Genomic DNA, 15,604 nt, shown 5'->3' with positions numbered 1-15,604 from the left:
ACAGTCTCTAAAATTAACGTATATTTTTTAATTATAATTATTTAAAATCTACATCAAAAACTTCTGCAAAATGTTTTTGCGTCATGTTTTTTATTTCTTGCATATCAACCTTGTAACCAAGTTCTCTTTCTAAAGAAGCAACAGCTTTATCTTGAATTCCACAAGGAACAATATATTCAAAATAGCGTAAATCTGGATTAACATTTAAAGCAAAGCCATGCATCGTAATCCATCGAGAAGCTTTTACACCCATCGCACAAATTTTTCGTGCATAAGGCTTTCCTACATCTAACCAAACACCAGTTTCTCCTTTAGAACGTTCTCCTTTTAATCCGTACTCTGCAATAGTTTTTATAATTACTTCTTCCAGATTTCTCATATATAAATGAATGTCTGGTTTAAAATTATCTAAATCTAAAATAGGATAACCAACCAATTGTCCTGGTCCGTGATAGGTAATATCCCCTCCTCTATTTGTTTTTACAAAAGTTGCGTTTATCTCCGATAATTTATCACTAGAAGCCAACATATTCTCTAAATGTCCGCTTTTTCCTAATGTATAAATATGTGGATGTTCTACAAATAATAAGTGATTCTTAGTCGATTTAAAATCAGAACTTCCTTCTTTTTCTTGCGCTCTATTATATTGTTTTGTCGCTATATTTTCCGCTAAAAGACTTTCTTGAAAATCCCATGCTTCTTGATAATCTTTATTAATTCCTAAATCTTGGAACTCGACAACTTGTTTCATTTTGAAAAAATTTCAGATAACAAATTTACAAAATGATTTAATGATTAGCATAAAAGTTTCTTGCAAAGAATTTATAGCCTCATAGAGATAAATAATAAAATAGAAGTACAGTTTTAATCTTCTAATTCAACTTCAAAATTTGCTAGTTCTGGATTATCTATAATATCACTTAAAGAATACTCCATAATAAAAGATTTACCATCTGCTGTAAACATGGCATCTTTAAGACTTAATGACTTTATTTTTCTAGGAAAAGTATATTTGTATTTATACTTTATCTTCTTCATCATACCTAAAAGCATCAGTTTTTCTCCTTCTTCTTCTTCCGAAGAATCATCTGAATGAAAATTGTTTAAGTATCTTTCAACATCAATTTTTTTAGTAAAATTTTTCCCATCAAAAGAATAATCAAAACCTGTTGACATTGAAAATGGATTATCCGAAAAGGGATTCTTTTCTTCTACAGCATTCTTCTTTTTTTTCTTCCTTTTAGTAAGCGCTGTATTTTTATTAGCTTCAATTCTTTCATCTTCCCTTAACTTAATTTCTTTAAAGGTATTATCGACTAATTTAGATTGTGCATTAAATTCATCTACAGATTTTGATCTATTAATAATTTCCACAGTAAATTTATCGCGCATATCTAATCGAAATTTGAAAAAATCAATCTTTGATAATTCAGTTTTATACAACTTATATTTTTCAAATTTTCCTTTGTTTTTCTTACTACCCATTTCTTCCAACAATTGCATAAAATCTAAGTAAGAATATTCAGCATTAGAAATCTGATTAATTTGTATTTTTTCATCAAGATCGGCTTTATTTAAAAGTGCTCCCATCTGTGGAATATCAATTATTTCAACATAATCTATTGCTCCAGTCTCGGAAATCAAGACCTCTTCGGTAACAGAACAAGAGTTAGTAAATAAAATAAGTATTAAAAAAGTAAAAATTCTTTTTATCATCTGTAAGTAATTAAGGTTCATTTAATTTGCTAAATTACATTATTAATATAAAACATAAAAATGTCTTTCATCATCTATAATAATCATTTACTAAGTATTTAAATTAAAATAAAAAGATGACAGTCAAGTCATAATCTATTATCTTTGATTTTTAAGAAATCGATATAAATTTTAATAAAGAATGAAAAAACTGATTGTTAAAGGATCTGTTTTGATGACTTTGTTGGCAAGTTTTAGTGTATTTGCACAACAAGGCGGAGGAATGTGGATTCCGACAGAGTTGAATGAAAAGGAGATGAAAGAAATGGGATTAAAAATATCTGCAAATGATATTTTTAGTACTGGCGATAAAAGTATTAACAATGCTGTTGCTCATTTTGGAGGAGGATGTACTTCGGAAGTTATTTCTCCAAATGGATTATTATTAACAAATCACCACTGTGGATATGGAGAAATACAAGCACATTCTTCTTTAGAACACGATTATTTAACAGATGGTTTTTGGGCAAAAGAATTAAAAGACGAATTACCTAATGATGGTTTAACTGCAACTTTTATTACAGATATAAAAGATGTTACTTCTGATATTTTAAAAGGAATTAAGGATAATACTTCTGAAGAAGAACGTAACAAAATCATCAAAAAAAATATAGAAAGCTACAATGCTAAAAGTAAAACAGATACTTTTAAAGCAGTTTTTATAAAACCTTTTTACAAAGGAAATAAATATTACCAGTTTACAACAGAAACATATAAAGATGTTCGTTTAGTTGGTGCGCCACCTTCTGCAATTGGTAAATATGGTAATGATACAGATAACTGGGTTTGGCCTCGTCACACTGGAGATTTCTCTATGTTCCGTATTTATGCTGATAAAAATAATAAACCAGCAGACTATTCACCAGAAAATGTACCGTATAAACCAAAACATTTTTTACCAATTAATATAAGCGGAATTAGCGAAGATGATTTCACGTTTGTATATGGTTTCCCAGGAACAACAGACGAATATTTACCAGCTTCTTCTATTCAACAAATAAAAGATGTTATAGATCCTGCACGTATTAATGTTCGTACAATTGCCTTATCTCATATTGATAAAAAAATGAGAGAAGATAATGCTACACGAATTGCTTATGCTTCTAAACAGGCTCGTATTTCTAATTCTCACAAAAAATGGATTGGAGAAGTTTTAGGACTTAATCGTTCTAAAGCTGTAGAAAAACGTCAGGCTTATGAGCAAGAATTCTTAAACAGAATTGCTAAAAACTCAAAATTAAAAGCACAATACGCAAATACAATTTCAGAATTAAATGATTTAAATAAAGCGAATGAAGATTATGCTTTAGCGTATACAATGTATACAGAATCTTTCTATTCTAATTCTGAAACATTTAGAATGGCATTAGCGTTAAATACTGTATTAAATGCTGTTGGACAAAAAGATTATGCACAAGTAAAAGCAAAAGCATTAAACACTGTTGCTGGAATGCACAAGGATTATAATGCCGACTTAGATAAAACAATTTCTTCTGATCTTACAGATAATTATTTTAAAGTTGTTCCTAAAAATTTATTACCAAATACAACAGCAGAAAATATTAAAACTGCACTTAATAATTCGGTAATTAACGGAACTAAAAAGTTAAATGGACAATCTGTTTTAGGAAATATAAAAGAGTTAGCAGAAAATGATGCTGAGTTTGTAAAAACTTTACAAAACGATGCTTTAATTGCTCAAATTCGTTTAGTTTTAGATGCTAACCAAACAAAAGTTAGTCCTACTTATTTAGCTAATCAAGAGAAAATAAGCAAATTAATGCGTTCTTATATGAAAGGTCAAATGGATGTTTTTACAGACAAAAAAATCTTTCCAGATGCTAATTCAACATTACGTGTAACTTATGGTAAAGTAGATGGTTACCAACCTCGTGATGCTGTTTATTATGAGCCTATTACACACATCGAAGGTATTTTAGAAAAATATGTTCCTGGTGATTATGAATATGATTTACCTAAACACATGATTCATTTATACGAAAACAAAGATTATGGTAAATATGCTGATAAAGACGGGAAACTTCCTGTAAACTTTATTGCAACAAATCATACTACTGGTGGTAATTCTGGTTCTCCGGCTTTAGATGCGAAAGGAAATTTAATTGGATTAAATTTTGACCGCGTTTGGGAAGGAACAATGTCAGATTTAAATTATGATCCAGAAATTTGTCGTAACATTATGGTTGACGCTCGTTACATTTTATGGGTTGTAGATAAATATGCTAACGCACAACGATTAATTGATGAAATGACAATTATTGACAACAATAAAAAATAATTGACTAACACAATACTTAAAAAGCAGTTTCAAAAATTTGAAACTGCTTTTTTTTATTTATAGATATATTTTCTGTCAGTTCGAGTGATTTTTTGAAATGAAATGAAAAAAAAAATTGTATCGAGAACTTAGACAAGAAAATCAATTAATCCTTACTTATTTCTCGATACAAAATTCTAAACGAATTTCACTCGAAATGACGGATTAAAAATAATATGAAATACAAATTTTCTGTCAGTTCGAGTAATTTTTTTGAAATGAAATGAAAAAAAATTGTATCGAGAACTTAGACAAGAAAATCAATTAATCCTTACTTATTTCTCAATACAAAATTCTAAACGAATTTCACTCGAAATGACGGATTAAAAAAAATATGAAATACAAATTTTCTGTCAGTTCGAGTGATTTTTTGAAATGAAATGAAGAAAAATTGTATCGAGAACTTAGACAAGAAAATCAATTAATCCTTACTTATTTCTCGATACAAAATTCTAAACGAATTTCACTCGAAATGACGGATTAAAAATAATATGAAATACAAATTTTCTGTCAGTTCGAGTGATTTTTTGAAATGAAATGAAAAAAAATTGTATCGAGAACTTAGACAAGAAAATCAATTAATCCTTACTTATTTCTCAATACAAAATTCTAAACGAATTTCATTCGAAATGACGGATTAAAAAAAATTGTTCTCTCAACTCATAACTTACTTCCCAAGCAATCTCTGTGTAACATGATTACTAAAAGTTTCTATTTTATCATTTTTAAGAAACTTTACGGTCATTGTTCCATCAAACTCTTCTAAATCAAGAATAACAATTTTATCATTCAATTGGATATTTTTAGAATTTAAATATTTTAAAAACTCATCTGATGAACCAGTCACAGCACAAATCTCTACCTCATCATCTTTCTTAAATTCTGCTAGTTTTTGATAATTTGTTGTATCAAATTTTCCATTTTTATCTGGAATTGGAGAACCATGTGGATCAAATTTAGGGTAATTTAATAATTCATCCATTTTGTCAAAAAACAATGGACTTTGTATATGCTCAATTTGTTCTGCAATTTCATGTACTTGCTCCCATCCAAATCCCATTTCTTGCACTAAAAACATTTCTGTTAAACGATGTTTTCTTACAATAAGAGATGCCTTTAAAATACCTTTTTCCGATAAACGCAAAGGTTTATATGACTCGTAAATAACCAAATCTTTCTCAGCTAATTTTTTCATCATACTATTTACTGTTGGCATTTTTATTTCTAAATGCTTACTTAAGTCCTTTACATTCACTTCTCCTCCCCCATTTTTAGAAAGGTGAAATAGCGCTTTAAGATAGTTTTCTTCAACCAATGAATTCATTTTGTAAAGATAATTGAAACAGTTATTAAAATTAAATTTTTAATTAAATAAATATTTTTGTTAGATTTGTCTAACTTTTATATTTCAATAATAAATCTCTTATGAATAAAATATTAATCCCACTACTATTTGCTTGTTCTATTTTGCAAGCTCAGGAAACTGAAACAAAAAACGATTCTATAAAAAGTGAATTAGATGAAGTTGTATTAACAGGAACTATGAAACCCGTTTCTAGAAAAGATTCTCCAGTTCCAATAGAAGTCTATTCTTCAAAATATTTTAAGACCAATCCGAATCCTTCTATTTTTGAATCTATTGGAATGATAAATGGTATTCAACCACAATTAAATTGTAATGTTTGTAATACAGGTGATATTCACATTAATGGAATGGAAGGACCATATACAATGATTTTAATAGATGGAATGCCAATTGTTTCTTCTCTTTCTACCGTTTATGGTTTAAATGGAATCCCGAATAGTTTAATTGAAAAAATAGAGGTTGTTAAAGGCCCTGCTTCATCACTTTATGGAACTGAAGCAATGGGAGGAATTATAAATATCATTACAAAAGATACTGAAAAAGCGAATAAATTTAGTGCCGATATTTACACAACCACTTGGTTAGAAAATAATATTGATTTATCCTACAAAGCAAAAATTAGTGATAATACAAGCACACTTTTCGGCGTAAATTATTTTCTGTTCGACAACAAACAAGATAAAAATAACGACAATTTTACTGATGTAACTTTACAAGATAGAATTTCCATTTTTAATAAATGGACTTTTAAACGCCCAGAAAATAAAATTGCTTCTCTTGCTGCACGTTATGTTTACGAAGACAGATGGGGCGGAGAAATGCAATACGATAAAAGAAAAGATAGAGGAAGCGGAGATGTATATGGCGAAAGTATTTTTACTAACCGTGCAGAAGTAATTGGAATGTATCAATTACCAATAAAAGAAAAAATATTTACACAGTTCTCTTATAATTTCCATCAACAAAATTCATTTTACGGAGAAAATTCATACCAAGCAAAACAACATGTTGCTTTTGGTCAGCTTTATTGGGACAAAGAAATCAAAAGCCATAGTCTCTTGACCGGAGCAACATTTCGTTATACTTATTATGACGATAATACACCTGGAACAGCTACAAGCGATGGAAAAAACAATCCTATGAAAACTCCATTACCAGGAATTTTTATTCAAGATGAAATTACATTTAATAACCAACATAAACTTTTATTAGGTTATAGATTAGATTATGACAAACACCATAAAGACATACATTCACCTCGATTCGCTTATAAGTTTTCTCCAAACAAAACGCATACATTTAGAGCAAGTTTTGGTACAGGATTTCGTGTTGTAAATTTATTTACAGAAGATCATGCAGCTTTAACAGGATCAAGAGAAGTTGTCATTAAAAATAACCTTAATCCTGAAAAATCATATAACGGTAATTTAAATTATGTTTACAATAAAACCCTTGGTTTTGGAAATCTAAACATTGATGCGACAGCTTTCTATTCATATTTTACAAACAAAATTATTGGAGATTTTGAGAGTGATCAAAATTTAATTATTTATGATAATTTAGATGGACATGCTGTTTCGCGTGGAATTTCGGTTAATTCTGATATTACTTTTCGTTTTCCATTAAAAATTAATCTTGGTGTTTCTTATATGGATGTTTACCGAACAGAAACAAATGAAGAAAATCAATCCGAAAAAATACAACAATTGCACGCACCAAAATGGTCTGGTAATTATACTATAAGTTATAATTTTCCTAAGAAATGGACGGTTGATTTAACGGGAAATTGGTATGGAGCAATGCGTTTACCTATACAACCTAATGATTATCGACCAGAATATTCACCATTTTATATGCTTACAAATATTCAATTAACAAAAACATTTAAACAGTTTGAAGTCTATGGAGGTTTAAAAAACATATTTAATTTTATTCCAAAAAATCCATTAATGCGCCCATTCGATCCATTTGATAAAAACGTGAATGATCCCGTAAATAATCCTTATGGTTATACATTTGATACAGCATATAATTATGCTCCATTACAAGGCATACGAGGTTTTATTGGTTTAAGATATACAATTAAATAATGAAAAAATTATTATTCTCAATATTCACAGTCCTTTCTATCTTTTCTTTTGGTCAAATCTCATTAGAACACTATAATCATGACTATTTAAAAGATAAAAAAATTACAATTCTATATTTTTATACCGATTGGTGTGCGTACTGTAAAATTCAAGAAAGAGAAATTGAGAATAATAATGACATTAAAAATAGCCTCAATCATAATTTCTATTTTATAAAATTAAATGCTGAATCAAGAGATGAAATTATATTTTTAAACGAAAAATATTCTCCTATCATCATCAATAACAAAGTTAAAACACACAGTTTTGTAAGGAATTTTGCAGAGGATAACGAAAATGACAGTTATCCTCTCTGGATTTTTTTAGATAAAGATTTAAAAATAATAGGAAAACATTCTGGCTTATTAAGTGTAAAAAATTTAAATAAAATTTTCACACAAGTCAAATCAATTAATTATAATTAATTGATTTGATCCTCAATATAATTCAAAATATCACTTTCATTACATAATTTTTGATTAGGCATAATTCCTCTTTTATAAACTTTTTTTTGATTATCTGCCATGTAATTTACAGTCAAACGCAATTTATCTAAATTTTTCAAACTAACATCAACATTATTAGTTGTATAACCTCCAGTTCTACTTCCAATAAATTCTACATTAGATAATGATTTTAATGATATTACTACAGCTTCAGCTGAACTCATGGTCTTTTGATCAATTAAAACAAAAACTTTTTTAGGATTAACAGTAAAATATATTTTATCATTTAAATAATGTTCTGATTGATTCTGATCTCCCAGAAAAATAGAACCTTCCTTCTTTACCCACGCTGTACTAAAATTATTTTTTTTAAAAACATTATGTCCAATTATTCCATCTTGATAAAAAGGCAGCAATGAAATTAACATTGGCCATATAGCTCCTCCAGTATTACCTCTCAAATCAATAATCCAATAATCTGAATTTATTTTACTTGAAATTAAACTTAAATTCTGAAAAATATACTCTCTTTCAGACATTTGAGATTTGTTATCTATTCTATCAATTTTGATGTATGAAATGTTTTTTAAGCTTTTAAATAAATTGTTATTGGTAAGATTAAAGCAATTTTCTTCAACTTTATTTATCGATTTATTAAATTTCCCTCTCAAATGAACACCATTAGCTTTTATATAAGATGTATGCCTATTTCCCAACAAAGTTAAAGCTTCAATTATTGCAGAATCTTTAGAAATTTTATTTTTCAATAAAACAGCTTCTTCAAATTTCAACCAGTCTATAGAATCCTTATCTATGAAATTTTCTTTTAGTATAGAAAATAACTCATCAAAGGAATCATCTCTCTTTTCTATTTTTAGATCACTTTCAAATTTAGAATTACAGCTGTAAAATAATACAGATAGGAAAATTATTATAATATTTTTCAAATACATTTTAAAATTGCGATGAAATAAATTTAAATAAAATTCTTAATAATAAAAAAATCGCAACTAAATTATAGTTGCGATTTCACCACAAAAAATTACTCAAAAGCAATTATTGAAAGATTGTCATTTTCAATAATATCTTTATTTTTTAGCTTTTCTATATCTATTATTCCTATAATATGATTATAATCTTTACTTTGGTATCGCTCTTCTACCTCATCTAAAATTTTAAAAACAGTATCATCTGCCTGTTTAAAACCTATATAGACACGTATTTTTCCCGATTGATTAAAAACACCACTTTGAGTATTTTCATATTTTCTTATCGCATATTTATAATCATATTTTAAAGCAGAAATATCACTTAATACAGCAGACGCTGTAGGAAATCTCCCTGCTCCTTTTCCATATAAAAATTGTTCATCTGCCAATGAGCTTCCGATCAAAACACCATTATACTCGTTATTAACTAGCGCTATTGTCTTGTGTAACGATACAAATGTTGGTAAAACAGTAGATGTTATTTCTCCTGTTTTTATATCTATCTGTGATTTAGCAATTAATTTTATTGTTGCTCCTTTTTCTTGCGCATATTTAAAATCTTCAACCTGTAAAGATGTTATTCCTTTTCTAATAACTTCTTCTGCTTTTATTTTCTTACCAAATGCGTGTAAGGTTACAATAGAAATTTTACTTGCTGCATCAAACCCTTCCACATCTGCTGTAGGATCTGCTTCAGCAAAACCACTTTCTTGCGCAGAACTTAAAGCATCTTGGTAAGACTGATTTTCATTTGCCATTTTAGTTAAAATGTAATTGGTTGTCCCATTTACAATTCCAGAAACATAATTCAGTAAATCATTATCAAAATATTCCTCTAAGTTTCTAATAATTGGAACTGAACCACATACTGATGCTTCATATAGAAATGAAACATTATTTGCATGTTGTAATTCTAATAACTCTTGGTGATGATCTGCTATCAATTTCTTATTCGCACTAACAACATGTTTTTGTTTACCAAATGATTTTTTAATAATTGTATAAGCTGCATCTGCATCAGAAATTAATTCTACCACAACATTAATATCGTCGTCTTCTAAAATATCATCTGGATTTGAAGAGAATAAATCTTGTGGTGCATTTCGCGGTTTATTTGGATCTTTTATTACGATTTTTTTTATAACAGCATTAAGTTGAGGCTTTTCTTCTAAAACTTTGTAAATTCCTTCTCCTACAACTCCAAATCCGAATAAACCGATATTCAATTTTTTCATAAAATGACTTCTTATTTTTCTGGGTTACATTTTATCAAGCTAAAGAAGAGACAAAAAAAATTGGTTAAATTGTCAATAAAAACAATTCAACCAATTCTCAATTAAATATTAAATGATCGTTTTTGGTATTCAGTTTTTATTATCTCTCCTCTTACGAGGCTGGAATTAGCACCTTGATAATATAATCAGGTTGCTAAAGCTTCAACGGGCCATTTCCCTCCACTTTTCTTGATAAATTGTAAAATTTAATAAACTATTTCGTTGGTACAAATTTAAAGTAAACTAATTCAAATTTCCAAAATTATTTTTTACCTAAAACAATACATTTTTCTAAATAATCTAAAATTAAAGCATAAAATAATTATATTTTTCTTTATTTTAAATTATTATAGAATTTAATTCTAATTTTTTTCATTTTTCATTAAAAGAAATATTTTATTATCTAATTATTAAGTACTTAACTTACTATTTATATAATAAAATTTTATAAAAAATGAAAGAACATAAGTCATAAAGCGGGTTATTTAATCTTTTTTTATTTTTTTTTACAGTATCATAACCAAAGCATTAAAACCCCTTAACGTTTAATTAACAAGTCGAAATTATGTTTGTAAATCAAAAAAATACAAAAACAATAATTCTATTAAAATGATTCGACAGATCACAACACTCGCCGCGCTAACAGCATCAACAATTTGTGTTTATGGCCAAGGAACACAGAGTTCTATCTCAGGAAAAATTAATGACGAAAACGGACAAGGAATACCTTCTGTTACAGTTGAAGTAAAAAATGAATCGACAGGTTTTACAATTTCTACAACTACAAATGAAAAAGGAGAATTCTATTTTAAACAGTTACCTCTTGGCGGTCCTTATACTGTTACAGCAAAATCGAATGAACTAGGAGAACAAATACAAAATGGTTACCAATTGAACCTTGGTGATGACCTTAAGGTTGATTTTGATTTTAATTCTTCTGATGTTATAGAAATTGACGCTGTAGAAATTACAGGAAATTCCTTAAAGAAAACAATTAAGAACATTGGTTCTTCAACTTCTGTTACTGCAAAAGATATTGAAAGATTACCCGTTAACGGACGTAATTTTACATCTTTAATAGATTTATCTCCATTAAGCTCAGGAGAAACTTTATCTGGACAGTTAGCATCTTCTACCAACTTTACTATTGATGGTATGACTGCAAAAAACCCTACTTCTGGTGGAGCTACTAACCGTAATGGAGGTCCTTACTCTATTTCAATGGAGTCTGTTCGTGAATTTGCTGTTGTAACAAATGCTTACGATGTAACATTTGGACGTAGTGGTGGTGGTACAATTAATACCGTAACAAAATCTGGTACCAACACATTTTCGGGTAGTGCCTTTATGTTTGGTCGTACAGACTGGTTATCTAGTCCTTATGACATTAATGCAAATAAAAGAGATTCTAAATTCTCAACTTATCAATATGGTTTAACTTTAGGTGGACCAATTATTAAAGATAAATTACATTATTTCTTTGCATGGGATCACCAAGCTCATTCATCACCATTAATTATTGCAGATATAAGAAATGCTGAGGATGAAGCAAGATACAATTTAACACAATCTACATTAGATCGTTTTGTTGATATTGCAAGAAATAAATATGGTGTTGCATCTTCACCTCAATTTGGTCAGTTTGATAAAAAAAGAGGAACAGATGCTTTATTCTTACGTTTAGATTGGCAAATTAACAGCAATAATTTATTAACTATTCGTAATAACTATGTTAACGATAGAAATAATTTAGGGTTAGGAGATAATACAACGATTAATTTATATGAAGTTTATGGAGATGTAAAATCTGTAGACAATAGTTTTTTAGCTAGTTTACGTACAAAAATAAGCTCTAAAATAACAAACGAATTAAAAGTTCAGCATTTATATACATCAGAACAATCAACTCCAAGTAAGCAATTACCACAATCTAATATTCCTCGTGGAATTGTAGAAAGGGTACAATCTTCTGTTGGAGGAAGAGATGTTTTTACAAACATACAAATTGGTGGACAACGTTATTCTCCAGAGAATTTTTACAACCACGTTTTCCAAATTACAGATAACTTATACTGGAATACAGAAAAAGTAAATTACACTTTTGGTGGTGATTTAATGTACACAAACATGAATTCACTTTATGGAAGTGAAATAAATGGTCGTTACTACTTTACAGGAATGGATAACTTTGATAATTTAACGCCATACCGTTATGCAAGAGAAGTTTATTTAAACGATGATAATCGCGTAAAACAAAATATCTTAGCTACTGGTGTTTATGGACAATTACAAACTAATCTTGCTCCTGGTTTAGAGTTAACAGCTGGTTTACGTTTAGATTATACACATTACTTTGACAAAGGAAATTTCAATCAGTTAGTTTTTGACGAATTAGGTTTAAGAACTGATAATGTTTTAAAAACGTTCCAAGTTCAACCTCGTTTCCAATTTACATGGGATGTTAACCAAGATAAGAAAGACATTATTCGTGTAGGTGCTGGTATTTTTGGTTCTGATATTAACAACTATGCTATGATTAATAACATGGTATTTGACGGAACAAAAGTTGCTTCTATCGACGTACAAGGAAATTTAGTTCCAAGACCAGATTTTATCGGATATAGAGAAGATCCTAGAACTGCTCCAGGTGCAGAATTATTCAACAATCCAAATATTCCTAAAATAGCAACTATCAATATGAACTCTGCAGATGCAAAAGTTCCTGTTGTATACAAAGCAAATGCATCTTATACACACTTCTTTAGCAATCGCTTTAAGGTTGGTGCACACGCTTACATGTCTTTAGGAAGAAATAACTACATGTATGTAGATAGAAACATGGTAGATGATCCATTCTTTAGAATTGCTGCAGAAGGAGATCGTGGTGTTTTTGTACCTGCAAACTCAATTAATACGACTAATGGTGCTACAGATTGGATGTTAGGTAGAAAATCTGATAAAATTGGACGTGTTTTAGAAATGGTAAGTGATGGTAAAGTAAATCAATATGCATTTGTTGTTGATGGAACTTGGAATTACTACAAAGAAGGACAAATTTCTGTTTCTTATACTTGGAACGATACAAAAGATAATACAACATATACTGGTAACGTAGCTAACTCTGCAACTTTATCTTTAATGGTAAATGACGATCCAAGAAATTTAAGTAGAATGACGTATTCAGATAATCATTTTCGTCACAAAGTAGTTATTTATGGAACAACTCCTACATTCTTTGGGATTAATGCTGGTCTTAGATTCTCTGCCATTGGAGGTACAAGATATTCTTTAGGTGTTGCAGGAAATGTGAATGGAGATTTCGTTAATTCTAATGATTTAGCTTATATTTATGACATCAATAGCGCAAGTACGCCTGATTATATCAGAGAAGGAATTCAAACTATCTTAGATAATCCTGATGTAGACAAGAGTACTAAAAAATATATAAGAAATAGTTTCGGGAAAATTGCAGAAAGAAACGGAGGTGTGAATGGTTTCTATGGGTATGTAGATTTACGTTTATCTAAAAAAATAAAAATCGTAGACAAACATAGCTTAGAAATTTCTGCTGATATTTTTAATGTTGCGAACTTAATGAACAAAGAATGGGGACGTGCTAAAAACTTAGGTAAACAAAATATTTATTCTGTTAGAAGTTTTGATGCAGAAAAACAAGAATTTGTTTATAATGTTAATACAAATACAGGAGTATCAAGTTATTCTGGTAATCCATACCAAGTTCAAATTGGATTGAGATACGCTTTCTAAAAAAATTAAAATGATGAAAAATACAGTAAAAAAACTTTTATTTGCAGGATTATTTATTCCTACAGTTATGATTAATGCACAAACAAAAGTTATCGGACACCGCGGATATTGGGATACTCCAAACAACGCACAAAACTCGATTCAATCTTTACAAATGTCTAACAAGATTAACGCATTCGGAAGCGAATTTGATGTTTCTATTACAACAGATGGTGTTTTAGTTGTTAATCATGATGCAGATATACAAGGAGTTGATATTGAAACAAACACGTACGATAAAATCAAAAATCTTACAATCAAAAATGGAGAAAAAATTCCAACAGTAGAACAATACTTACTTGAAGGAAAAAAGTATCCAAAATTGAAAATGATTTATGAGATAAAACCTCATAAAACAAAAGAAAATGAGGATCGTGCAGTTTTAGCTTCATTAGAATTAGTTAAAAAATTAGGTGTAGAAAATCAAGTAGAATATATTTCTTTTAGTAAAAACATTTGTGAACAATTAAAAAAACACAATCCTAAAAGTCATGTATCTTACTTAAATGGAGATTTAAGCCCAGAGGAAGCTAAAAAACTTAATTTCACAGGAATTGATTATCATTATTCTTTATACAAAAAGAATCCAACTTGGATTAAAGATGCACAGAAATTAGGATTAATTGTTAATTCTTGGACTGTAAATAAAGAAGATGATATGCAGTATTTACTTGATCAAAAAATTGATTATATCACAACTGATAAACCAGAGGTTTTACAGAAATTGATTAAATAAATATCTACAAATAGAAAAAGGGTATTCAACTAAGTTGGATACTTTTTTTTGTTATTGGAAAATAGAGGTTGGAAATTAGAAGTTAGGTTTTTACTTCACCTTCTTAAACCTACTCAACCACAAAGAATACAAAGATTACGCAGAGAACGCCAAGTTTAAAATCTAGTTTGTCATACTGAAATTAGATATTGGAAATTAGAAGTTAGATTTTACTCTATATAATTTTAAACCTACTTTAATCAATATTTCGCAGTGGTTTGTCCTGTTGAACTTGTTTCAGTATCACATCATGCAAGGTTTCTTGATATTAGAAATGAGATTTAAATAATAAAATCTAATAAAATAGAATCCAAATTTCGAGTTTCCAACTTCTAATTTCTTACTACTCAAATCTCATCTCTAGCAACTAACCTTTACCAAATATTTTTTTATCTAAAATAGCTATTTAACATTATTAAAAATATTTTTTCTAAATAAATCAACATAAATAGAATTTATTTCTAAAAAATAAGAATTAAAAAACTCATCATCAACAAAACTAACTTCATTAACTAATTTATTTTAAATCAAATTATTTTTTAAATTCTTTACTTTTTTATTATCAATACTTTGAATAATTTTGTGGGAACCTTATAGCGAAAAGATGGAGGGAATAGGACCGCTGAAATCTTGGCAACCCAAAACATAGTTGGGTGCTACATCCTACTCTAGTTTTATAGAGAAAGATAAGGAAATACTTTATTCAAAGATTCGCTATTCGGTTT

The 15,604-nt window shown here is 28.7% G+C and carries 10 protein-coding genes and 2 riboswitches; of the genes, 5 read left to right on the top strand and 5 right to left on the bottom strand.

The annotated features are described in order from the left end of the window. Positions 1 to 37: 37 nt before the first annotated feature. Both lipB and BUA86_RS09015 read right to left on the bottom strand, forming a co-directional pair. Positions 38 to 751: a lipoyl(octanoyl) transferase LipB gene (gene lipB, locus BUA86_RS09020; protein WP_072931920.1), complete on the bottom strand. Its 714-nt coding sequence runs from the start codon at positions 749 to 751 to the stop codon at positions 38 to 40. A gap of 113 nt (positions 752 to 864) precedes the next feature. Further along, positions 865 to 1,716, bottom strand: a complete 852-nt coding sequence (locus BUA86_RS09015; RefSeq protein WP_143147282.1) for a hypothetical protein — start codon at positions 1,714 to 1,716, stop codon at positions 865 to 867. Positions 1,717 to 1,897: 181 nt separating this feature from the next. On the opposite strand from BUA86_RS09015, the gene BUA86_RS09010 reads away from it, so the two are divergent. Next, entirely contained in the window at positions 1,898 to 4,054 is a 2,157-nt protein-coding gene (locus BUA86_RS09010) for a S46 family peptidase (RefSeq protein WP_072931916.1), read from the top strand. 706 nt (positions 4,055 to 4,760) lie between these two features. Here the strand turns inward: BUA86_RS09010 and BUA86_RS09005 are convergent. Next, positions 4,761 to 5,417 (bottom strand): metal-dependent transcriptional regulator, encoded by a 657-nt coding sequence (locus BUA86_RS09005; RefSeq protein ID WP_072931914.1) that lies wholly within the window; start codon positions 5,415 to 5,417, stop codon positions 4,761 to 4,763. A gap of 101 nt (positions 5,418 to 5,518) precedes the next feature. On the opposite strand from BUA86_RS09005, the gene BUA86_RS09000 reads away from it, so the two are divergent. Both BUA86_RS09000 and BUA86_RS08995 read left to right on the top strand, forming a co-directional pair. Beyond that, entirely contained in the window at positions 5,519 to 7,549 is a 2,031-nt protein-coding gene (locus BUA86_RS09000; protein WP_072931912.1) for a TonB-dependent receptor plug domain-containing protein, read from the top strand. Further along, entirely contained in the window at positions 7,549 to 8,013 is a 465-nt protein-coding gene (locus tag BUA86_RS08995) for a thioredoxin family protein (RefSeq protein ID WP_072931910.1), read from the top strand. The genes BUA86_RS09000 and BUA86_RS08995 overlap by 1 nt, the downstream gene beginning before the upstream one ends. Here BUA86_RS08995 and BUA86_RS08990 read toward each other — a convergent pair. Next, complete coding sequence (locus tag BUA86_RS08990) at positions 8,010 to 8,981, bottom strand: S41 family peptidase (protein ID WP_178300409.1); 972 nt, start codon at positions 8,979 to 8,981, stop codon at positions 8,010 to 8,012. The two genes, BUA86_RS08995 and BUA86_RS08990, sit on opposite strands and share 4 nt — an antisense overlap. Before the next feature lie 95 nt (positions 8,982 to 9,076). Continuing rightward, complete coding sequence (locus BUA86_RS08985; RefSeq protein WP_072931906.1) at positions 9,077 to 10,258, bottom strand: homoserine dehydrogenase; 1,182 nt, start codon at positions 10,256 to 10,258, stop codon at positions 9,077 to 9,079. Between the two features lie 136 nt (positions 10,259 to 10,394). Next, positions 10,395 to 10,496: riboswitch (SAM riboswitch) on the bottom strand. A 404-nt stretch (positions 10,497 to 10,900) separates the two neighbouring features. Between BUA86_RS08985 and BUA86_RS08980 the strand changes: the two genes are divergently transcribed. Continuing rightward, complete coding sequence (locus BUA86_RS08980) at positions 10,901 to 14,065, top strand: TonB-dependent receptor (protein ID WP_072931905.1); 3,165 nt, start codon at positions 10,901 to 10,903, stop codon at positions 14,063 to 14,065. A 10-nt stretch (positions 14,066 to 14,075) separates the two neighbouring features. Then, positions 14,076 to 14,840 (top strand): glycerophosphodiester phosphodiesterase family protein, encoded by a 765-nt coding sequence (locus BUA86_RS08975; RefSeq protein ID WP_229731828.1) that lies wholly within the window; start codon positions 14,076 to 14,078, stop codon positions 14,838 to 14,840. A 627-nt stretch (positions 14,841 to 15,467) separates the two neighbouring features. Continuing rightward, positions 15,468 to 15,572: riboswitch (SAM riboswitch) on the top strand. Positions 15,573 to 15,604: the final 32 nt, after the last annotated feature.

This window comes from Chishuiella changwenlii (genome assembly GCF_900142565.1).
GTDB classification, from domain to species: domain Bacteria; phylum Bacteroidota; class Bacteroidia; order Flavobacteriales; family Weeksellaceae; genus Empedobacter; species Empedobacter changwenlii.
This window is presented reverse-complemented; position numbering and strand designations above follow the sequence as displayed.

Bases quoted from the DNA above. Each gene is read 5' to 3' on its own strand.
- lipB (WP_072931920.1), bottom strand. From the start codon at position 751: ATGAAACAAGTTGTCGAGTTCCAAGATTTAGGAATTAATAAAGATTAT.
- BUA86_RS09015 (WP_143147282.1), bottom strand. From the start codon at position 1,716: ATGATAAAAAGAATTTTTACTTTTTTAATACTTATTTTATTTACTAAC.
- BUA86_RS09010 (WP_072931916.1), top strand. From the start codon at position 1,898: ATGAAAAAACTGATTGTTAAAGGATCTGTTTTGATGACTTTGTTGGCA.
- BUA86_RS09005 (WP_072931914.1), bottom strand. From the start codon at position 5,417: ATGAATTCATTGGTTGAAGAAAACTATCTTAAAGCGCTATTTCACCTT.
- BUA86_RS09000 (WP_072931912.1), top strand. From the start codon at position 5,519: ATGAATAAAATATTAATCCCACTACTATTTGCTTGTTCTATTTTGCAA.
- BUA86_RS08995 (WP_072931910.1), top strand. From the start codon at position 7,549: ATGAAAAAATTATTATTCTCAATATTCACAGTCCTTTCTATCTTTTCT.
- BUA86_RS08985 (WP_072931906.1), bottom strand. From the start codon at position 10,258: ATGAAAAAATTGAATATCGGTTTATTCGGATTTGGAGTTGTAGGAGAA.
- BUA86_RS08975 (WP_229731828.1), top strand. From the start codon at position 14,076: ATGATGAAAAATACAGTAAAAAAACTTTTATTTGCAGGATTATTTATT.